Source organism: Nonomuraea sp. GTA35 (genome assembly GCF_041950525.1).
Classification (GTDB): Bacteria; Actinomycetota; Actinomycetes; order Streptosporangiales; family Streptosporangiaceae; genus Nonomuraea.
On sequence record NZ_JBGNUV010000003.1, the window covers coordinates 115,478 to 129,181 of the forward strand.

Consider the following 13,704-nt stretch of genomic DNA (forward strand, 5'->3'; position numbering starts at 1 on the left):
TCCACTAAAGTCTTGACATTCGGCTTGACGCCCCCCTCTGACCTGGACGGTTAATATGCGTTTGCGTAACTCAAGCGTGCGGGCCAAGGTGACAGCCTTGCTGGTGTCGCTCGTCGCGCTGTGGGGTTTCGCCGCCTGGGTCACCTTGCGTGAGGGCGTCAACCTGCTGGGTGCCACCACGGTCGACAGCGGCGCGGTGCAGCCTGCCGAGGTTCTCCTCGCGGAGCTCCAGCGCGAGCGCCGGATCACGATGGAGGCTCTGGGCAGCCCGAGACGGCTGCCCGACAAGTCGCTCCGCGATCAGCGAGCCAAGACCGACACGGCGCATCGCACGCTCGTCGAGTCCGCGACCAGTGCCAGCGTGCGGTTCGCCGCCGACGCCACCCTGACCCGCCGCATCGACGAGGCGCTCAAGATCACCGAGGGGATCAGCGCGACCCGGAAGACCATCGACAGCGGCCGGCTCGACCAGCCCCAGACCGCCGACGCCTACAACGACGTCATCGACTCCCTGTATCGCATGTTCGACGGCGTGGCCGCGCTGGACGACAAGGAGATCGCCAAGGACGCGCGGACCATGCTGACGATCAGCCAGTCCAGCGAGTACCTGGCCCGCGAGGACGCGCTCTTCGCCGGCGCGCTGGCCAGGGGCGGGTTCACCCAGGCGGAGCACACCGAGTTCGTGCGGCTGTCCGGCTTCTACCGGATCTCCCTGGACAAGGCCGCCGCCCAGCTCGGGCCCGCGGACGCGGCCGCGTACCAGATCTGGGCGAAGAGCCGTGCGGTGCAGCAGCTGCACATCCTGGAGCAGCGGATCGCCCAGTCCGACGCCGGGATCCCGCCTGCCGTGACCGCCCAGGAATGGCGCTCCGCCACCGAGCCCGCCCGCGCCGCGCTGGAGAAGTTCATCTCCGACGGGGGTGACCGGCTGGTCGAACGGGCCGTGCCCGGAGCCGTCGGCGTCATCGTCCGGCTCGTCCTCGCCGGTGGCCTCGGCCTGCTCGCCGTCGTCGCCTCCATCGTGCTGTCGATCACCACGACAAGACAGCTCCTCGCCCAGCTCAAGAAGCTGCGCGACGCCGCCCACGAGCTGTCCGACGAGCGCCTGCCCGGCATCGTCGAGCGCATCGGCCACGGCGAGGAGGTGGACGTCGCCAAGGAGGCCCCGGCGCTCGACTTCGGTGACGACGAGATCGGACAGGTGGGCCAGGCGTTCAACACCGTGCAGCGCACCGCCATCGCCGTCGCCGCCGAGCAGGCCGAGCTGCGCCGCAGCATCCGCGACATCCTGCTCAGCCTCGCGCGCAGGACGCAGGGCCTGGTGCACCGCCAGCTCACCGTGCTCGACGTGATGGAGCGCCGCGAGACCGACCCCGAGGAGCTGAAGGAGCTCTTCCGGCTCGACCACCTCGCCATCCGCATGCGGCGCAACGCGGAGAACCTCATCGTCCTGTCCGGCTCCTCCCCCGCGCGTACGTGGCGGCGCTCGGTGCCCATGGTCGACGTGGTCCGCGGCGCGCTGGCCGAGGTCGAGGACTACACGCGCGTCTCGCTCATGCCCATGGGCGAGGTGGTGCTCGTCGGCCGCGCCGTCGGTGACGTCATCCACCTGCTCGCCGAACTGATCGAGAACGCCGTGTCGTTCTCGCCCCCGTACACGAACGTGCAGGTCAGCGGCCAGCTCGTGGCCAACGGGTACGTGATCGAGATCGAGGACCGCGGCCTGGGCATGAAGCCCGAGGACCTGGAGGCGGCCAACGAACGCATCGCGGACCCGCCCGAGTTCCGCATCACCGGCACCGCCCGGCTGGGGCTCTACGTGGTCAGCCAGCTCGCCAAGCGCCACGACATCCAGGTGGTGCTCAAGGCGTCCCCGTACGGCGGCACGACGGTCGTGGTGCTGCTGCCGCAGGAGCTCGTCCAGCTCGACCCCACGCCCGAGCCGCCCGGCGGCGGCGAGCGGGAGCGGCTGCCGCGCAGGCAGCCGGCCGTGGCCACCGCCACCCGGCCCGCCACGGCGGAGAACGTGCGCACGCTCCCGTCGCGGCCCACCGCCGTCCCGGCCCCCGCACCCCCGCCCGCCCCTCGGCCCCGGCCGGAAGCCGTGCCGAGGCCCGAACCCGCGCCCGCCCCGGAACCACAAGCCGAAACGCCAGCCGAACCGGAGCAGCAGTCTGTGACCGAGTTCACACCAGGGGGGCTCCCCCTTCGGGTGCCCCAGGCCAACCTGGCGCCAGCGCTGCGTGACGACACGCCCACGCAGCCCGACTTTGAGGAGGACGATGACGAGCGCTCGCCGGAGGAGATCCGCGCGATGATGGGATCTCTGCAGTCAGGAACCCGTCGCGGCCGCTCGCAGGCGGCCAAGATGCTGGAGGAACAGCAAGGAGGTGACGCATGACCCCCACCGCGGGCACCGACCTCAACTGGCTGATGGACGACCTGGTCAACCGGGTCAAGGAGGCCGAGCACGCGATCGTGCTGTCGTCCGACGGGCTGCTGATGGCCTCCTCGGCCGCGCTGCAGCGGACCGACGGCGAGCACCTGTCCGCCGTCGCCTCCGGACTGCAGAGCCTGGCCAAGGGCGTCTCCGACCACATCTCCGCCGGTGCGGTACGGCAGACGGTCGTGGAGTGGAAGAACCAGTTCCTCATCGTCACCGCGGCCGGCGAGCGCGCCTGCCTGGCCGTCCTGTGCGCGCAGAACGCGGACATCGGGCTGGTGGCGTACGAGATGGCGATGATGGTCGCGCGGGTGGGCCAGTACCTCACCTCCGGCGCGCGCAACGCCCAGGCCATCGCCGGGAGCGACCGGTGAGAGGCGCGGACGAGCCCACGGACGAGCACTGGGTGGATCCGGAGATCATCCGGCCCTATGTCGTGACCCGTGGCCGTACCCAGCCTGCCCACGGCAGGTTCGACCTGATCTCCATGGCGCTGGCGATCGGTCCGCCGCCGGGGCCCGACGCCGGGCTGGACCCCGAGCACCTGCGCATACTCCAGCTCTGCCGTGAACCCAAGTCCGTAGCCGAGATAGCCGCATACCTGGACCTACCGGCCGGCACCATCCGCGTGCTGCTCGGCGACCTGTTCGACCGCGAACTCGTCTCTGCCCAGGAACCCCGATCCGAGGTGGACATGCACGACATGAAGATGTACAGGGCGGTGCTCGATGGTCTTCGCTCGCTCTGAGCGTCCGCGCCTGCCGACGGCGATCAAGATCCTGGTCGCCGGCGGGTTCGGCGCGGGCAAGACGACGATGGTGGGCGCGGTCTCCGAGACCCGGCCGCTGCGCACCGAAGAGGTGCTGACCGACCGCGGCATCGGCGTCGACGACCTGACCTCGGTGGAGGCCAAGCGCACCACCACCGTGGCGATGGACTTCGGCCGGATCACCCTCGGCAACGACTACGTCCTGTACCTGTTCGGCACGCCGGGGCAGGAGCGGTTCTGGTTCGTGTGGGACGAGCTGGCGGAAGGATCGCTGGGCGCGGTCATCCTCGCCGACACCCGGCGGCTGGCCGACTGCTTCCCCTCGGTCGACTACTTCGAGCGGCGCGGCACGCCGTTCGTGGTGGCGGTCAACTGCTTCGAGGGGGCGCCGACGTTCGAGCTCGACGAGGTGCGGCTGGCGCTGCAGCTCAACCCGTCGATCCCGATCATCATGTGCGACGCCCGCAAGCGGGACTCCAGCCGGGAGGTCCTGATCACGCTGGTCAAGCACTCGGCCCGGCTGCGCGCGGAGCCGGTAGGTAGCTGACCCCGGGCGAGAGGGCTCGCGAGCCCTCTCGCACTCTCCCCGCGCTGCCGGCAGGGGGCCGGCCATGAGGTGTCACGCCTGCCCGTCCAGGTACGCCTCCAGCGCCGCCGCGCCCCGCAACATCGCCCGCCCCCTGGCCGACAACCGTGCCTGCCAGTCGCGCAGCGCGCTTTCCAGGGGCGCGAGCCCGCCCGCCGTACGCACCTGCCGGATCAGTGGCGCGATCTGCTCCAGCAGGTAGCCGCCCCGCCGGAGCTGGTGCGCGAGCTGCGCGTCCCGGACGTCGGAGGCGCTGTAGACGCGGTAGCCGGTCGCCGGGTCGCGGCGCGGCACGACCAGCCCGGCCTGCTCCCACTTGCGCAACGTCGCGGGGCGGATCCCCAGCTTCCTGGCGAGCGGCCCGATGAAGGTGACACCGCCGGCGGGCTCCGGCTCGCGCGACGGCACCAGGGAGCGCAGCGCCTGCTCGACCGCCTGGAGGGTGCGCCGGTCCTCGAGGAGCTGGGCGTGGCTCTCGTCGATCAGCCGCAGCGCCTCCTCGGTGGCGCCCTCGTTCGCCGCCCGCATGATCGCCGTCGCGGTCGCGTGCCCGTGCGCGGGCACCAGGGCGAGGAACGCGCGCAGCGCCTGGGCGTGGCGGCCCGTGTAGGTACGGTAGCCGTGCTCGGTACGCGCGGCGGCCGGGAGGATCCCGGCCTCCTCGTAGTTGCGGACCGCCTGGGTGGACAGGCCGTGCTCGCGCGCCAGATCCACCGGCCGCAGCCGCCCTCGGGGCATGACGTACCTCACCGTGTTGAGGGTCCGGCAGCGGTGCCGCGGCGGAACCGGCGTCAAAGTCTCAACAGTCACTTCAACGATACCGTAGAAGGCACGTCCCCCGACAGAACAGGACCGTGTCATGAGTGCTGCCCCCTCGATCAGCGACGCCGCCCGGGACCTCGACGTCGAGGGCGTCGCGGCCGTCACCCGGCTCGTCCGCTCGCTGCCCGCCCGCCCCCGCCTGCTCGGGCTGGGCGAGGCCCTGCACGACGAGCGGCCGATCCACGAGCTGCGCAACGAGATCTTCCGCGAGCTGGTCGAGCAGGAGGGTTACCGCGCGATCGCCCTCGAGAGCGACTGCGTGGCGGGCCTGGTGGTGGACGAGTACGTCCGGACGGGCGCCGGCTCGCTGGACGACGTCATGCGGACCGGGTTCAGCCACGGCTTCTGGGACCGGGAGGCGACCCGCGACCTCCTGCGCTGGATGCGCGCGTACAACGAGGGCCGCCCCGCCGAGGACCGGCTGCGTTTCTTCGGCTTCGACGCGCCCCTGGAGATGATGAGCGCGGCCAGCCCTCGCCACGCGCTCGTCGCCCTCCACGACCACCTGGCGGCGGCCGGCGTCCCCCTCCCCTGCTCCCGCGACACCCTGGAGCGGCTGCTGGGCCCCGACGAGCGGTGGACGAACGAGGCCGCCGCCATGGACCCGTCCCAGTCGGTGGGCAACTCCCCCGACGTCGCCGAGCTGCGCCTGCTCGCCGACGACCTCGTGCCGCTGCTCACCGTGCACGCGCCGCACCTGATCCGCGCGACCTCGCGGGAGGAGCAGGAGCGGGCGCACCTGTACGCGCGCACCGCCACGGGGCTGCTCCGCTACCACGCGGCCATGGCCGAGCCGTCGCCGGCGCGCGTCGGGCGGATGCTGGGGCTGCGCGACGCGATGATGGCCGGCAACCTGGAGGCCATCGCCCAGCACGGCCCCGCGCTGGTCTTCGCCCACAACCGTCACCTCCAGCGGGAGAAGAGCCGGTGGCAGCTCGCGGACATGGCGCTGGAGTGGTGGAGCGCGGGCGCCATCGCCGGCGCACGCCTCGGCGCCGGGTACGCGTTCCTGGCCTCGGCCCTCGGCACCGTCCGCCATCAGGGGCTCGGCGTCCCTGATCCCGGCACGGTGGAGGGCGTGCTGGCCACGCTCCCCGGCGAACGGTACGTGGTCGACTCGCGCCTGCTGGTGGCGGCCATGGCGGGGACCGAGCCGGCCCAGCGCACGGACGTGGCGGACAACCACGGGTACTTCCCGCTCGACCCGGCCCACCTGGGCGAGACCGACGGGATCATCTTCGTCAAGGACGTGCGCGAGCGCTGACCCCCAGCAGGACACGGGCCGTGGCGAGCCACCCCTCGCGGGCGCTCGGATAGCGCGGGGCCCACCCTGTCGCCGCGCGGAAGCGGGCGTTGCCGACCCGGAGCGAGCGGGTGAGCGAGGTGAGCCGGTCGCCGAACACGTACGCCAGCCGCCCCGGCCCGCGCACCCACGCGGCCGCCCCGGCGGCGCGGGCGAGCGCGTCCGCGTACGCCCGCTTGGTCAGCGGCTCGTCGTCCACGACGTTGTACGTGCCCGCGGGCGCCTCCAGCGCGGCCACCACGGCGGAGGCGGCGTCGGCCAGGTGGATGGAGGAGACGTAGCCGCCCGGACGGCCGAGGATCATCCCGACGTGGCGGCGGGCCTGCGCGAACAGCTGCTCGCTGTGCTCGGCCCCCGGCCCCTGGAACCAGCCGAGCCGCAGCACCACCGCCACTCCCCCGCCGGACTCGGCGAAGCGGCGGGCGCTGGACTCGGCGGCGAAGTTTCCCCGGGTCAGCGGGTAGTGGTCGACCGGGGCGTCCTCGTCGAGCCAGCGGTCGCCCCCGTCGCGGTAGAGCATGCAGACCGACTCCTGCACGACGCGGCCGACCCCGGCGTCGAGCGCGGCGGCCACGACGGCGGCGGAGCCCTCCGCGCGTACGCGATGGCTGGCGCGCATGGCCGCGGCGCTCATGAAGCGGCTCATCGAGGGGATCGCGGTGGCCAGGTTGACCACCGCGTCGTGCCCCTCGAACGCCACCGCCAGCCCGGCCCGGTCGAACAGCGACACCCGCGCGGGCCTGGCCCCCTGCCGTTCGAGCGCGGCGGCCCTGTCAGGGGTGCGAGCCAGCGCGGTGACCTCGTGACCGGCCGCGACCAGCGCCGGGACGGCGTGGCCGCCGATCGCGCCGGTGCCGCCTGTGATGAAGACCCGCATAGTGAGAGAGTACTCTCTTACCATGGCGAGATCCACACCGGGCGTGACCCGGCAGCGCCTCATCGACGAGGCCGTCAGGTTGTTCTCCACCCGCGGCTACGCCGCCACCTCCGTGGCCGACATCCAGGCCGCCTGCGGGCTGACGACCGGCTCGGGCGCGCTCTACAAGCACTTCCCCTCCAAGCAGGCGCTCCTGGAGGCCGCGGTGCGGCGCAACCTGGATCGGATCGCCGAACGCGGCGGCGAGACGACCGGCGCGACCGGCGATCCGCGAGCTGATCTGGAGCGGATGGCCCGGGCCGTGTGGCAGGTGATCGAGGAGGACCGGGAGCTGATCCGGATCATGCTGCGGGAGTTCGACGGGTTCACCGAGCTGTTCGAGGGCATGTGGCAGGGCGTGCTGTCCGGCGTGTACGCCCAGGGCGCCAGCTGGATCGCGGCGCAGCGCGAGCTGGGCAACGTCGAGGCCGACGATCCGGAGGCCACCGCGGCCGTGCTGCTGGCCTCCCTCACGTACTACCCGCTGCTCCAGATCATGATCGGCCACACCCCCGGCGACCTCGATCCCGAGCGGTTCCTGGCGGCCTGGGTCCAGCACGCCGCCCTTACGCTCGGGCTGGCACCCCGCCCGGCCTGACCCCGTCCGGCCCGGCCCCGTCCGGCCCGGCCCCGTCCGGCACGACCCCGTCCGGCACGACCCCGTCCGGCACTGCCCCGTCCGGCCTCGCACCGCCGCGGGCGAGGACCTGCTCGCACGCCAGCAGCAGCACCCCCGCGCTCCAGGCGTGCGACAGCGTCAGGTACATGCCCTTGGGCTGGAAGCAGTCCGTCTGGTAGTAGCGCTCGGTGATCATGCCCCGGTACGCGTTGAGGTCGCCGTCGGCCGCTGGGAGGAGCTGGCGGAAGCAGTCCAGCGTCTCCTGCGCCCGTTCCGCGTAGTACGGGTCCCCGAGCGCCTCCGACAGCTCCATCAGCTCCGCCGTGCACACCAGCCCGTACGCGTGCAGGTGCTGGTTCGACGGCGAGGCCTGGTCGGCGCCGCGGGTGGCGAAGCCGTAGCGGCCGAGCGGGGTGCGCGGGCCGAAGCGCACGTTGTAGGTGTAGCGGAAGGTGAGCGTCCAGTCGGCGGCGCGGCGGGCCAGGTCGAGCCAGCGGGCGGCGCCGGTGCGGCGGTGCAGCGCCATGTACGCCATCACGGCCGCGTACCCGTCCTCCGAGGTCGGGGCCAGGTCCACGTCCTCGGGGGCGCCGTAGACGAACTCGTCCTCGACGAACGAGGCGTAGTACTCCCCGGCGCGCTCGGCCGCCCGCAGGTGATCGGGGTCGCCGGACTCGGCCAGCGCGGCCACCCAGGTCAGCCCGGAGGCGCCGGACCAGGACAGGACCTCCCCGGTGGCGGCGTGGTGCAGGGTGCCGAGGTTGCCGTCCTGGCGCTGGCGGGCGGCCATCACCCGCAGGTTGGAGCGGGCGGCCGCCTCCCAGGCCGGGCTGGGGCGCGAGCGCAGCGCGCGCAGCAGGAAGAGGGTCGCCTCCCCCAGGGTGCGCGCGTGCAGGGCGTCCTTGACGTGGCTCCAGCTCTGCGACCAGCCCGACTTCCGGTACCAGGTGCCCCAGAACGTGCCGGACGGCGACAGGTCGGCGCAGATGAAGTCGATGACCCGTTCGGCGGCGGCGACGTGCTCGGGCCGTCCCCTCCGCAGCCCGTGCTCCAGGAGCGCCGCCGCCCACGGGATCCCGCTCACCCAGCCGACGTGCATGGCCTGCCGGTCCACGCGCTCGCCGTTGGTGCCGCTCACCTCCCTGTCGAACCCGACCGTCTCCAGCAGCACGCCCGGGTCGGGGTCGTAGTGCCAGCGGTACAGGCCCTCGGCGGCGATGTCGGCGGCCTCCGCGACGTCCTCCCACGGCTCGACGGGGGCGGCGGGCAGGCGCAGGTCGCGGTCCTCGCGCAGCAGCGGCGCGTACGCGTGCCGGTCCGGGGACAGCGCGCCGGTCGCGAGCGTGAGGACGTGCGACTCGCCCGGCTGCCACACGTGCGTGGCGGCCCGGGGGGGCAGCGCCAGCGCGGAGCCGTAGTAGGTGACCGGGAACTCCCGGTACGGGAACAGCAGCGCGATCGTCGCCTGCCCTGCTTCGTGCTCGATGGCCAGGCCGGTCGGGCCGAGCGGCGACTCCTCGTCCGCGATCAGCGCGGTGCCGCCGGTGTCGCCCCAGACCAGGACGGCGGGGGTGGCGGCCCGGTCGGCGCGGAAGCCCCAGCGGGCCGAGACCATCTCCTCGGGGCGGTCGGCGCCCGCCTCGAAGCGGGGGAAGACGCGCTGGCAGTCCGCGGGCCGGTTCTCGCCGTAGAAGAGGCCGGGGATCAGCCACCACGGATCGCCGGCGGCCGTCACCGACCTGCTGACGCGGACGGTCGCGGCGGCGGGCGCGGCGCCGTCGTACCGGATGTTCAGGCTCAGCTCGCGGCGGCCCGTGGGGCGCCGCTCCCCCCACCGCCACTCCACGCCGAACGGCCCGGCCGCGTCCAGCAGCTCGACGAGCACCTCGCCGCCGTCGGGATCCGGGACGACCACGGGTGAGCCGGCCCTGGGCAGGTCCGCGACCGGGCCGCCCACCTCACCGACCTCACCGACACCGCCGATCACCAGGCCTCCACGGTGAACGCGCCCTTGCGGACGCCCAGCTCGACCAGGTCGGTCTCCATCGCGGAGAGCGGGTCGTCGAGCGGGATCCTGAACGTGCGGATCTCGCTCGGCCCGAAGTCGGCGATGAGCCTGATCCCGGCCATGGGGATGTTCAGCGTCGCCACCGCGGGCCGCCCGGTGCTCTCGACGGCGCGCACCACGAGGTCGCGCGGGGCGTCCTCGTGCAGCTTCACCGCCGTGACCATGACCTGCCCGTCCCCGTCGTCGAGGTAGCCGCGCGCGCTGGGCAGCGGGCCGTCGTGGAAGCTCTCCAGCATCGCCCGCACCGGGGAGCCGAGCAGCGCGGCCCGCCTGGTGAGCCCGGCGACCCGCCAGTCGCCCGCGTGCGGCACCAGCAGGTACGAGAACCGCTGCGTCCCCTGGTCCTGGAAGGAGTAGTAGCCGTCCGGGTCCAGCAGCCGGGGGTCGTGCCAGGAGTAGACCGGGCTGCGCACGGCGGTGATGCCGATGCTGTGGCTGCGCCCGGGGCTCGGCGGGGAGACGTCGTAGCCGTGCTTGGCGTTGTTCACCACGGCCAGGCCGGCCCGCGCGCCGTGCACGGCGCCCGACAGGTCCACCCACGACTGGGCCGGCTCCTCGGCTCCGTCGATGGGCCTGTTCAGGTGGGCGAAGGGGATCTCGTACGTGGCCACGGGGCTCTCCAGCCCGACGGGGAAGCGCAGCTTCATCAGGTGCGCCTGCTCCCGCCAGTCGAGCGTGACCCGCACCTCGACGGCGTCGTCGGCCCCCGCGCCCAGGATGAACTCCTCGGCCATGGTGGAGCGGCCCCACTCGCGCTCGACCCGGAGGCGGGCCCGCAGCGGGCCGTGCTCGCGCAGGACGATGTCGGTGGTGACCATCTCCTCGCCGGGCCAGTCGTAGGAGACGACCCGGTGTCCCCAGGTGTCGGTGGGGTCCTCGCAGACCTGCGTGTGCGGGCCGGAGGCCCCGGCCAGCAGGTCGACGCCGGTGCGCTTGTCGACCAGGCTGGACAGCCAGCCGGTGACGGGGTCGAGCTCCAGGCGGAGCACGTCGTTCTCCAGGTGGTGCTCGGAAGCGAGCAGGGTGCCGGCCGGGTGGGCGCCGGGGCCCTGGCGCAGCCGGTAGAGGCGGTAACCGAGCGCGGGCAGCTCGGCCTGGAACACGGTGGCGCCGCGCCCCTTGTCGTCGGTGGTGGCGACCGACTGGGTGCGCTGGCAGGGCACGTCGGCTCCGTCGGCGTCCACGACGTGCACGCCGTTCGGGGCCAGGCCGTACTGCATCTCGACCCGGGTCGTGACCGGCCACGGGTGCGGGTTGAACACCACGACCGGCTGGGTGCCGCTCTCCTCGGGCACGGCGATGTCGCGGGCGATCACGTTGTGCGCCCTGGCGATGATCCGCTTGGAGATCGCCACGGCCTCGCCGAGCTGGTCGCGGGCGTCGTCGTAGGCGGGCTCGATGGCCGAGCCGGGCAGCACGTCGTGGAACTGGTTGAACAGCACCTGCTTCCACGCCCGCTCCAGGTCGGCGCGGGCGTCGTGGCCGGCCACGGCGGCCCAGCGCTCGGCCGACAGCACCGCCGCCTGCGCCCTGCGCTGCCAGGCCTTGATCCCGGAGTGCGCGGAGTAGCAGCCGGCCGCGTGGTGCTGCAGGTCGTCGCGCCACACGGGCAGCTCCGCCAGGCCCTGCTCGCCCAGCCGCTTGCCGATCTCGTCGAAGTAGCGGCGCGGGGACGACATCGTCAGCTCCCCGAACGTGCCCATCCGGTCGTAGCGGTGGATGGACTCGATGTTGGCCTTGGTGGGGCCGCCGCCGTGGTTGCCCACCCCGTAGAAGATCATGAGGTCGCCGAGCGAGCGGTCGAGCTGGCCGAGCGCCTTCTCCGTCTGCCCGGCCACCTCGCCGGGCGGGCTGCAGTACTCGAACGGGATGCGGTAGGCCAGCACGCGGCTGCCGTCGGGCGCCTCCCACCAGAACATCGTGCCGGGCAGCTCGCTCTCGTGCGGCCCCGGGCGCAGGAAGCAGTAGGAGTCCATGCCCTGGCCGCGCAGGATGGCCGGCAGCATGGCGTTGTGGCCGAACGGGTCCACGTTCATGCCGACCGAGGCCGTGACGCCGAACTTCTCCTTCAGGTAACGCTGCCCGTACAGGCCCTGGCGGACGAACGACTCGCCCGACGGCATGTTGCAGTCGGGCTCCACCCACCAGCCGCCCGCCATGACCCAGCGGCCCTCGGCCACCTTCTCCCGGATCCTGGCGAACAGTTCGGGGTCCGACTCCTCCACCCACGACAGCAGCACGACCTGGTCGCAGGTGAAGACGAAGTCCGGGTACTCGTCCATGCGGTGGATCGCCGACCAGAACGTGGCCCGCGCCTCCTGGTACCCCTCCTGCCACGGCCACAGCCACACCGGGTCGAGGTGCGCGTTCCCGATCATGTGCAGGGTGCGGGCGGGGGACGCCGCGGGCCTGGGGGCTCTGGGAAGGTCGCGCGGCTGGCTGCCGGAGGGCGCGTTCGACATGGGCGCCACTCGCCGGGTCACGCGGCCGCCCATGCGTCGACCTTCTCGCTGATCATGTGCAGCATCAGTGTGTGGATCTCCTGGATGCGCGGGGTCTCTGAGCTGGGGGCGAGGAGGATGTGGTCGGCGTGCTTGGCGGCGGCGCCGCCGTCGCCACCGCCGAACAGCACCGTCACCGCGCCGTTGGTCTGTGCGGCCTCGAGCGCGCTGACCACGTTGGGCGAGTTGCCGCTCGTGGTGAACGCGGCCACGACGTCGCCCGGGCGGGCCAGCGCCCGGACCTGGCGGGCGAAGACGTCATCATAGGCGTAGTCGTTGGCTATGCACGTCATAACGGTCGCATCGGTGGTCAGCGTGACCGTGGGCAGCGGGCGGCGGTCGCGCTTGTAGTGGCCGATCAGCTCGCCGGTGAGGTGCTGGGCGTCGGCGGCGCTGCCGCCGTTGCCCATCGTGTAGAGGGTGCCGCCGCGGGTGAAGGTGTCGATGAGCAGGTCCGCGACCTGCTCGACGTCGGGCAGGAGCGCCGTCATGCCGCGCGCGGCGGCCAGGTGGCCCGCCAGGTGCTCGGCGAGGACGCCGGGGATCGGGGGCATCGGGGGAAGATCAGGCATGGGTCTTTCCTGAGGCGAGGTCGGACTCGGCTCTTGAGGCGAGGTCAGGACTTGGCGCCGGTGATGAGGTCGTGGGCGACGGCGCCGGCGCCGACCACGCAGACGCCGTCGCCGAGCTCGGCCAGCTCGAAGCGGGCGGCGCGGGCGGCGGGCGGCATGGCGTCCCTGGCGACGGCCGCGGCGACGGGGTCGAGGAGCCTGGCGCCCGATCGGGTGACGCCGCCGCCGAGGACGACGAGCTCCGGCTCGAACGCGTTCACCAGGTCGGTGAGCGCGGTGCCCAGGGCCCATGTGGTCTCGTCCCACACCTCGACCGCGAGCGGGTCGCCCGCCTCGGCGGCGCGCGAGACGTCCTGCGCCGTGGGGAGCGCGAGGGCGGACAGCGACGAGGGGCGGCCGGCGGCCAGGGCCTCGCGGGCGCGCTCGGCGATGGAGGTGCCGGACGCGTACGCCTCCAGGCAGCCCCGCCGCCCGCACGAGCACTTCCGCCCGCCCGGACGCACCATGACGTGCCCGAGCTCGCCGCCGTTGCCGGCCGCGCCACGGTGCAGGCGCCCGGCGATGACGGAGCCGCCGCCGACCCCCGTGGAGATCGTGAGGTAGAGCATGGTGCTGGTGCCGCGGCCCGCGCCGTACCGGAATTCGCCCAGCGCGGCGGCCGTGGCATCGTTCTCAAGGGCGGCGGGGACGCCGAACGCCTCCGTGGCCAGCGAGACGATCGGGACGTCGATCCATCCCGGCAGGTGCGGCGGGCACTCCAGGACGCCGGTCGTGGTGTCCAGCGGGCCGCCGCAGGAGATGCCGACGGCGGCCACCTCGGGCACGCCGGCCTCCGCGACCGCCTTCCTTCCGAGGTCGAACAGCCTGGTCAGGACGGGTCGCGGCCCCTCCTCCCTGCGGGTGGGGGTGACCTGCCAGCCGTGGATCAGGCCATCGCCTGTGACCACGCCCGCGGCGAGTTTGGTGCCGCCGATGTCGAGGGACAGGACGGCGGGAAGATCGTGCTCCATTGGGCCTCCGACGGGAACGACTGCCGCGTTGAGGCTGTGACATCGTTCCCACACGGGATCCTAGGGCGACCTTTCCCCGCGGGTCAACGCACCGG

Annotated in this window: 12 protein-coding genes; 6 read left to right on the forward strand and 6 right to left on the reverse strand. The window is 73.1% G+C overall.

The genetic code is table 11. The annotated features are described in order from the left end of the window. Window positions 1-103 precede the first annotated feature (103 nt). The 4 genes from ACBJ32_RS13780 to ACBJ32_RS13795 are packed head-to-tail and all read left to right on the forward strand — an operon-like array spanning window position 104 to window position 3,759. Window positions 104-2,401: a nitrate- and nitrite sensing domain-containing protein gene (locus ACBJ32_RS13780; protein WP_375127751.1), complete on the forward strand. Its 2,298-nt coding sequence runs from the start codon at window positions 104-106 to the stop codon at window positions 2,399-2,401. Next, window positions 2,398-2,817: a roadblock/LC7 domain-containing protein gene (locus tag ACBJ32_RS13785; RefSeq protein ID WP_375127034.1), complete on the forward strand. Its 420-nt coding sequence runs from the start codon at window positions 2,398-2,400 to the stop codon at window positions 2,815-2,817. Before ACBJ32_RS13780 ends, ACBJ32_RS13785 begins: the two co-directional genes overlap by 4 nt. Continuing rightward, on the forward strand, window positions 2,814-3,191 hold the full coding sequence (locus ACBJ32_RS13790) for a DUF742 domain-containing protein (protein ID WP_375127035.1): 378 nt from the start codon (window positions 2,814-2,816) through the stop codon (window positions 3,189-3,191). The genes ACBJ32_RS13785 and ACBJ32_RS13790 overlap by 4 nt, the downstream gene beginning before the upstream one ends. Further along, on the forward strand, window positions 3,172-3,759 hold the full coding sequence (locus ACBJ32_RS13795) for an ATP/GTP-binding protein (RefSeq protein ID WP_080036634.1): 588 nt from the start codon (window positions 3,172-3,174) through the stop codon (window positions 3,757-3,759). Before ACBJ32_RS13790 ends, ACBJ32_RS13795 begins: the two co-directional genes overlap by 20 nt. A gap of 72 nt (window positions 3,760-3,831) precedes the next feature. Here the strand turns inward: ACBJ32_RS13795 and ACBJ32_RS13800 are convergent, their stop codons facing one another. Continuing rightward, window positions 3,832-4,536: a TioE family transcriptional regulator gene (locus ACBJ32_RS13800; protein ID WP_375127752.1), complete on the reverse strand. Its 705-nt coding sequence runs from the start codon at window positions 4,534-4,536 to the stop codon at window positions 3,832-3,834. Window positions 4,537-4,657: 121 nt separating this feature from the next. Here ACBJ32_RS13800 and ACBJ32_RS13805 point away from each other — a divergent pair, with 121 nt between their 5' ends. Beyond that, a complete protein-coding gene (locus tag ACBJ32_RS13805) occupies window positions 4,658-5,884 on the forward strand; it encodes an erythromycin esterase family protein (protein ID WP_375127036.1) in 1,227 nt (408 codons plus the stop codon). Here the strand turns inward: ACBJ32_RS13805 and ACBJ32_RS13810 are convergent. Then, the gene (locus tag ACBJ32_RS13810) at window positions 5,862-6,800 is read right to left on the reverse strand and encodes an NAD-dependent epimerase/dehydratase family protein (protein WP_375127037.1); all 939 of its coding nucleotides are present in this window, start codon (window positions 6,798-6,800) and stop codon (window positions 5,862-5,864) included. The two genes, ACBJ32_RS13805 and ACBJ32_RS13810, sit on opposite strands and share 23 nt — an antisense overlap. Before the next feature lie 22 nt (window positions 6,801-6,822). Between ACBJ32_RS13810 and ACBJ32_RS13815 the strand changes: the two genes are divergently transcribed. Then, window positions 6,823-7,437, forward strand: a complete 615-nt coding sequence (locus tag ACBJ32_RS13815) for a TetR/AcrR family transcriptional regulator (RefSeq protein ID WP_375127038.1) — start codon at window positions 6,823-6,825, stop codon at window positions 7,435-7,437. Here ACBJ32_RS13815 and ACBJ32_RS13820 read toward each other — a convergent pair. From ACBJ32_RS13820 to ACBJ32_RS13835, 4 genes are read right to left on the reverse strand one after another with little or no spacing between them, the layout of a single operon-like run. After that, complete coding sequence (locus ACBJ32_RS13820; RefSeq protein ID WP_375127039.1) at window positions 7,406-9,445, reverse strand: hypothetical protein; 2,040 nt, start codon at window positions 9,443-9,445, stop codon at window positions 7,406-7,408. The genes ACBJ32_RS13815 and ACBJ32_RS13820 overlap by 32 nt on opposite strands. After that, window positions 9,442-12,021, reverse strand: coding sequence for an alpha-mannosidase (locus tag ACBJ32_RS13825; RefSeq protein WP_375127040.1), 2,580 nt, complete (start codon window positions 12,019-12,021; stop codon window positions 9,442-9,444). Before ACBJ32_RS13825 ends, ACBJ32_RS13820 begins: the two co-directional genes overlap by 4 nt. Further along, window positions 12,006-12,599 (reverse strand): SIS domain-containing protein, encoded by a 594-nt coding sequence (locus ACBJ32_RS13830; RefSeq protein WP_375127041.1) that lies wholly within the window; start codon window positions 12,597-12,599, stop codon window positions 12,006-12,008. The genes ACBJ32_RS13825 and ACBJ32_RS13830 overlap by 16 nt, the downstream gene beginning before the upstream one ends. 44 nt (window positions 12,600-12,643) lie before the next feature. Continuing rightward, window positions 12,644-13,609 (reverse strand): ROK family protein, encoded by a 966-nt coding sequence (locus ACBJ32_RS13835; protein ID WP_357869423.1) that lies wholly within the window; start codon window positions 13,607-13,609, stop codon window positions 12,644-12,646. Window positions 13,610-13,704: the final 95 nt, after the last annotated feature.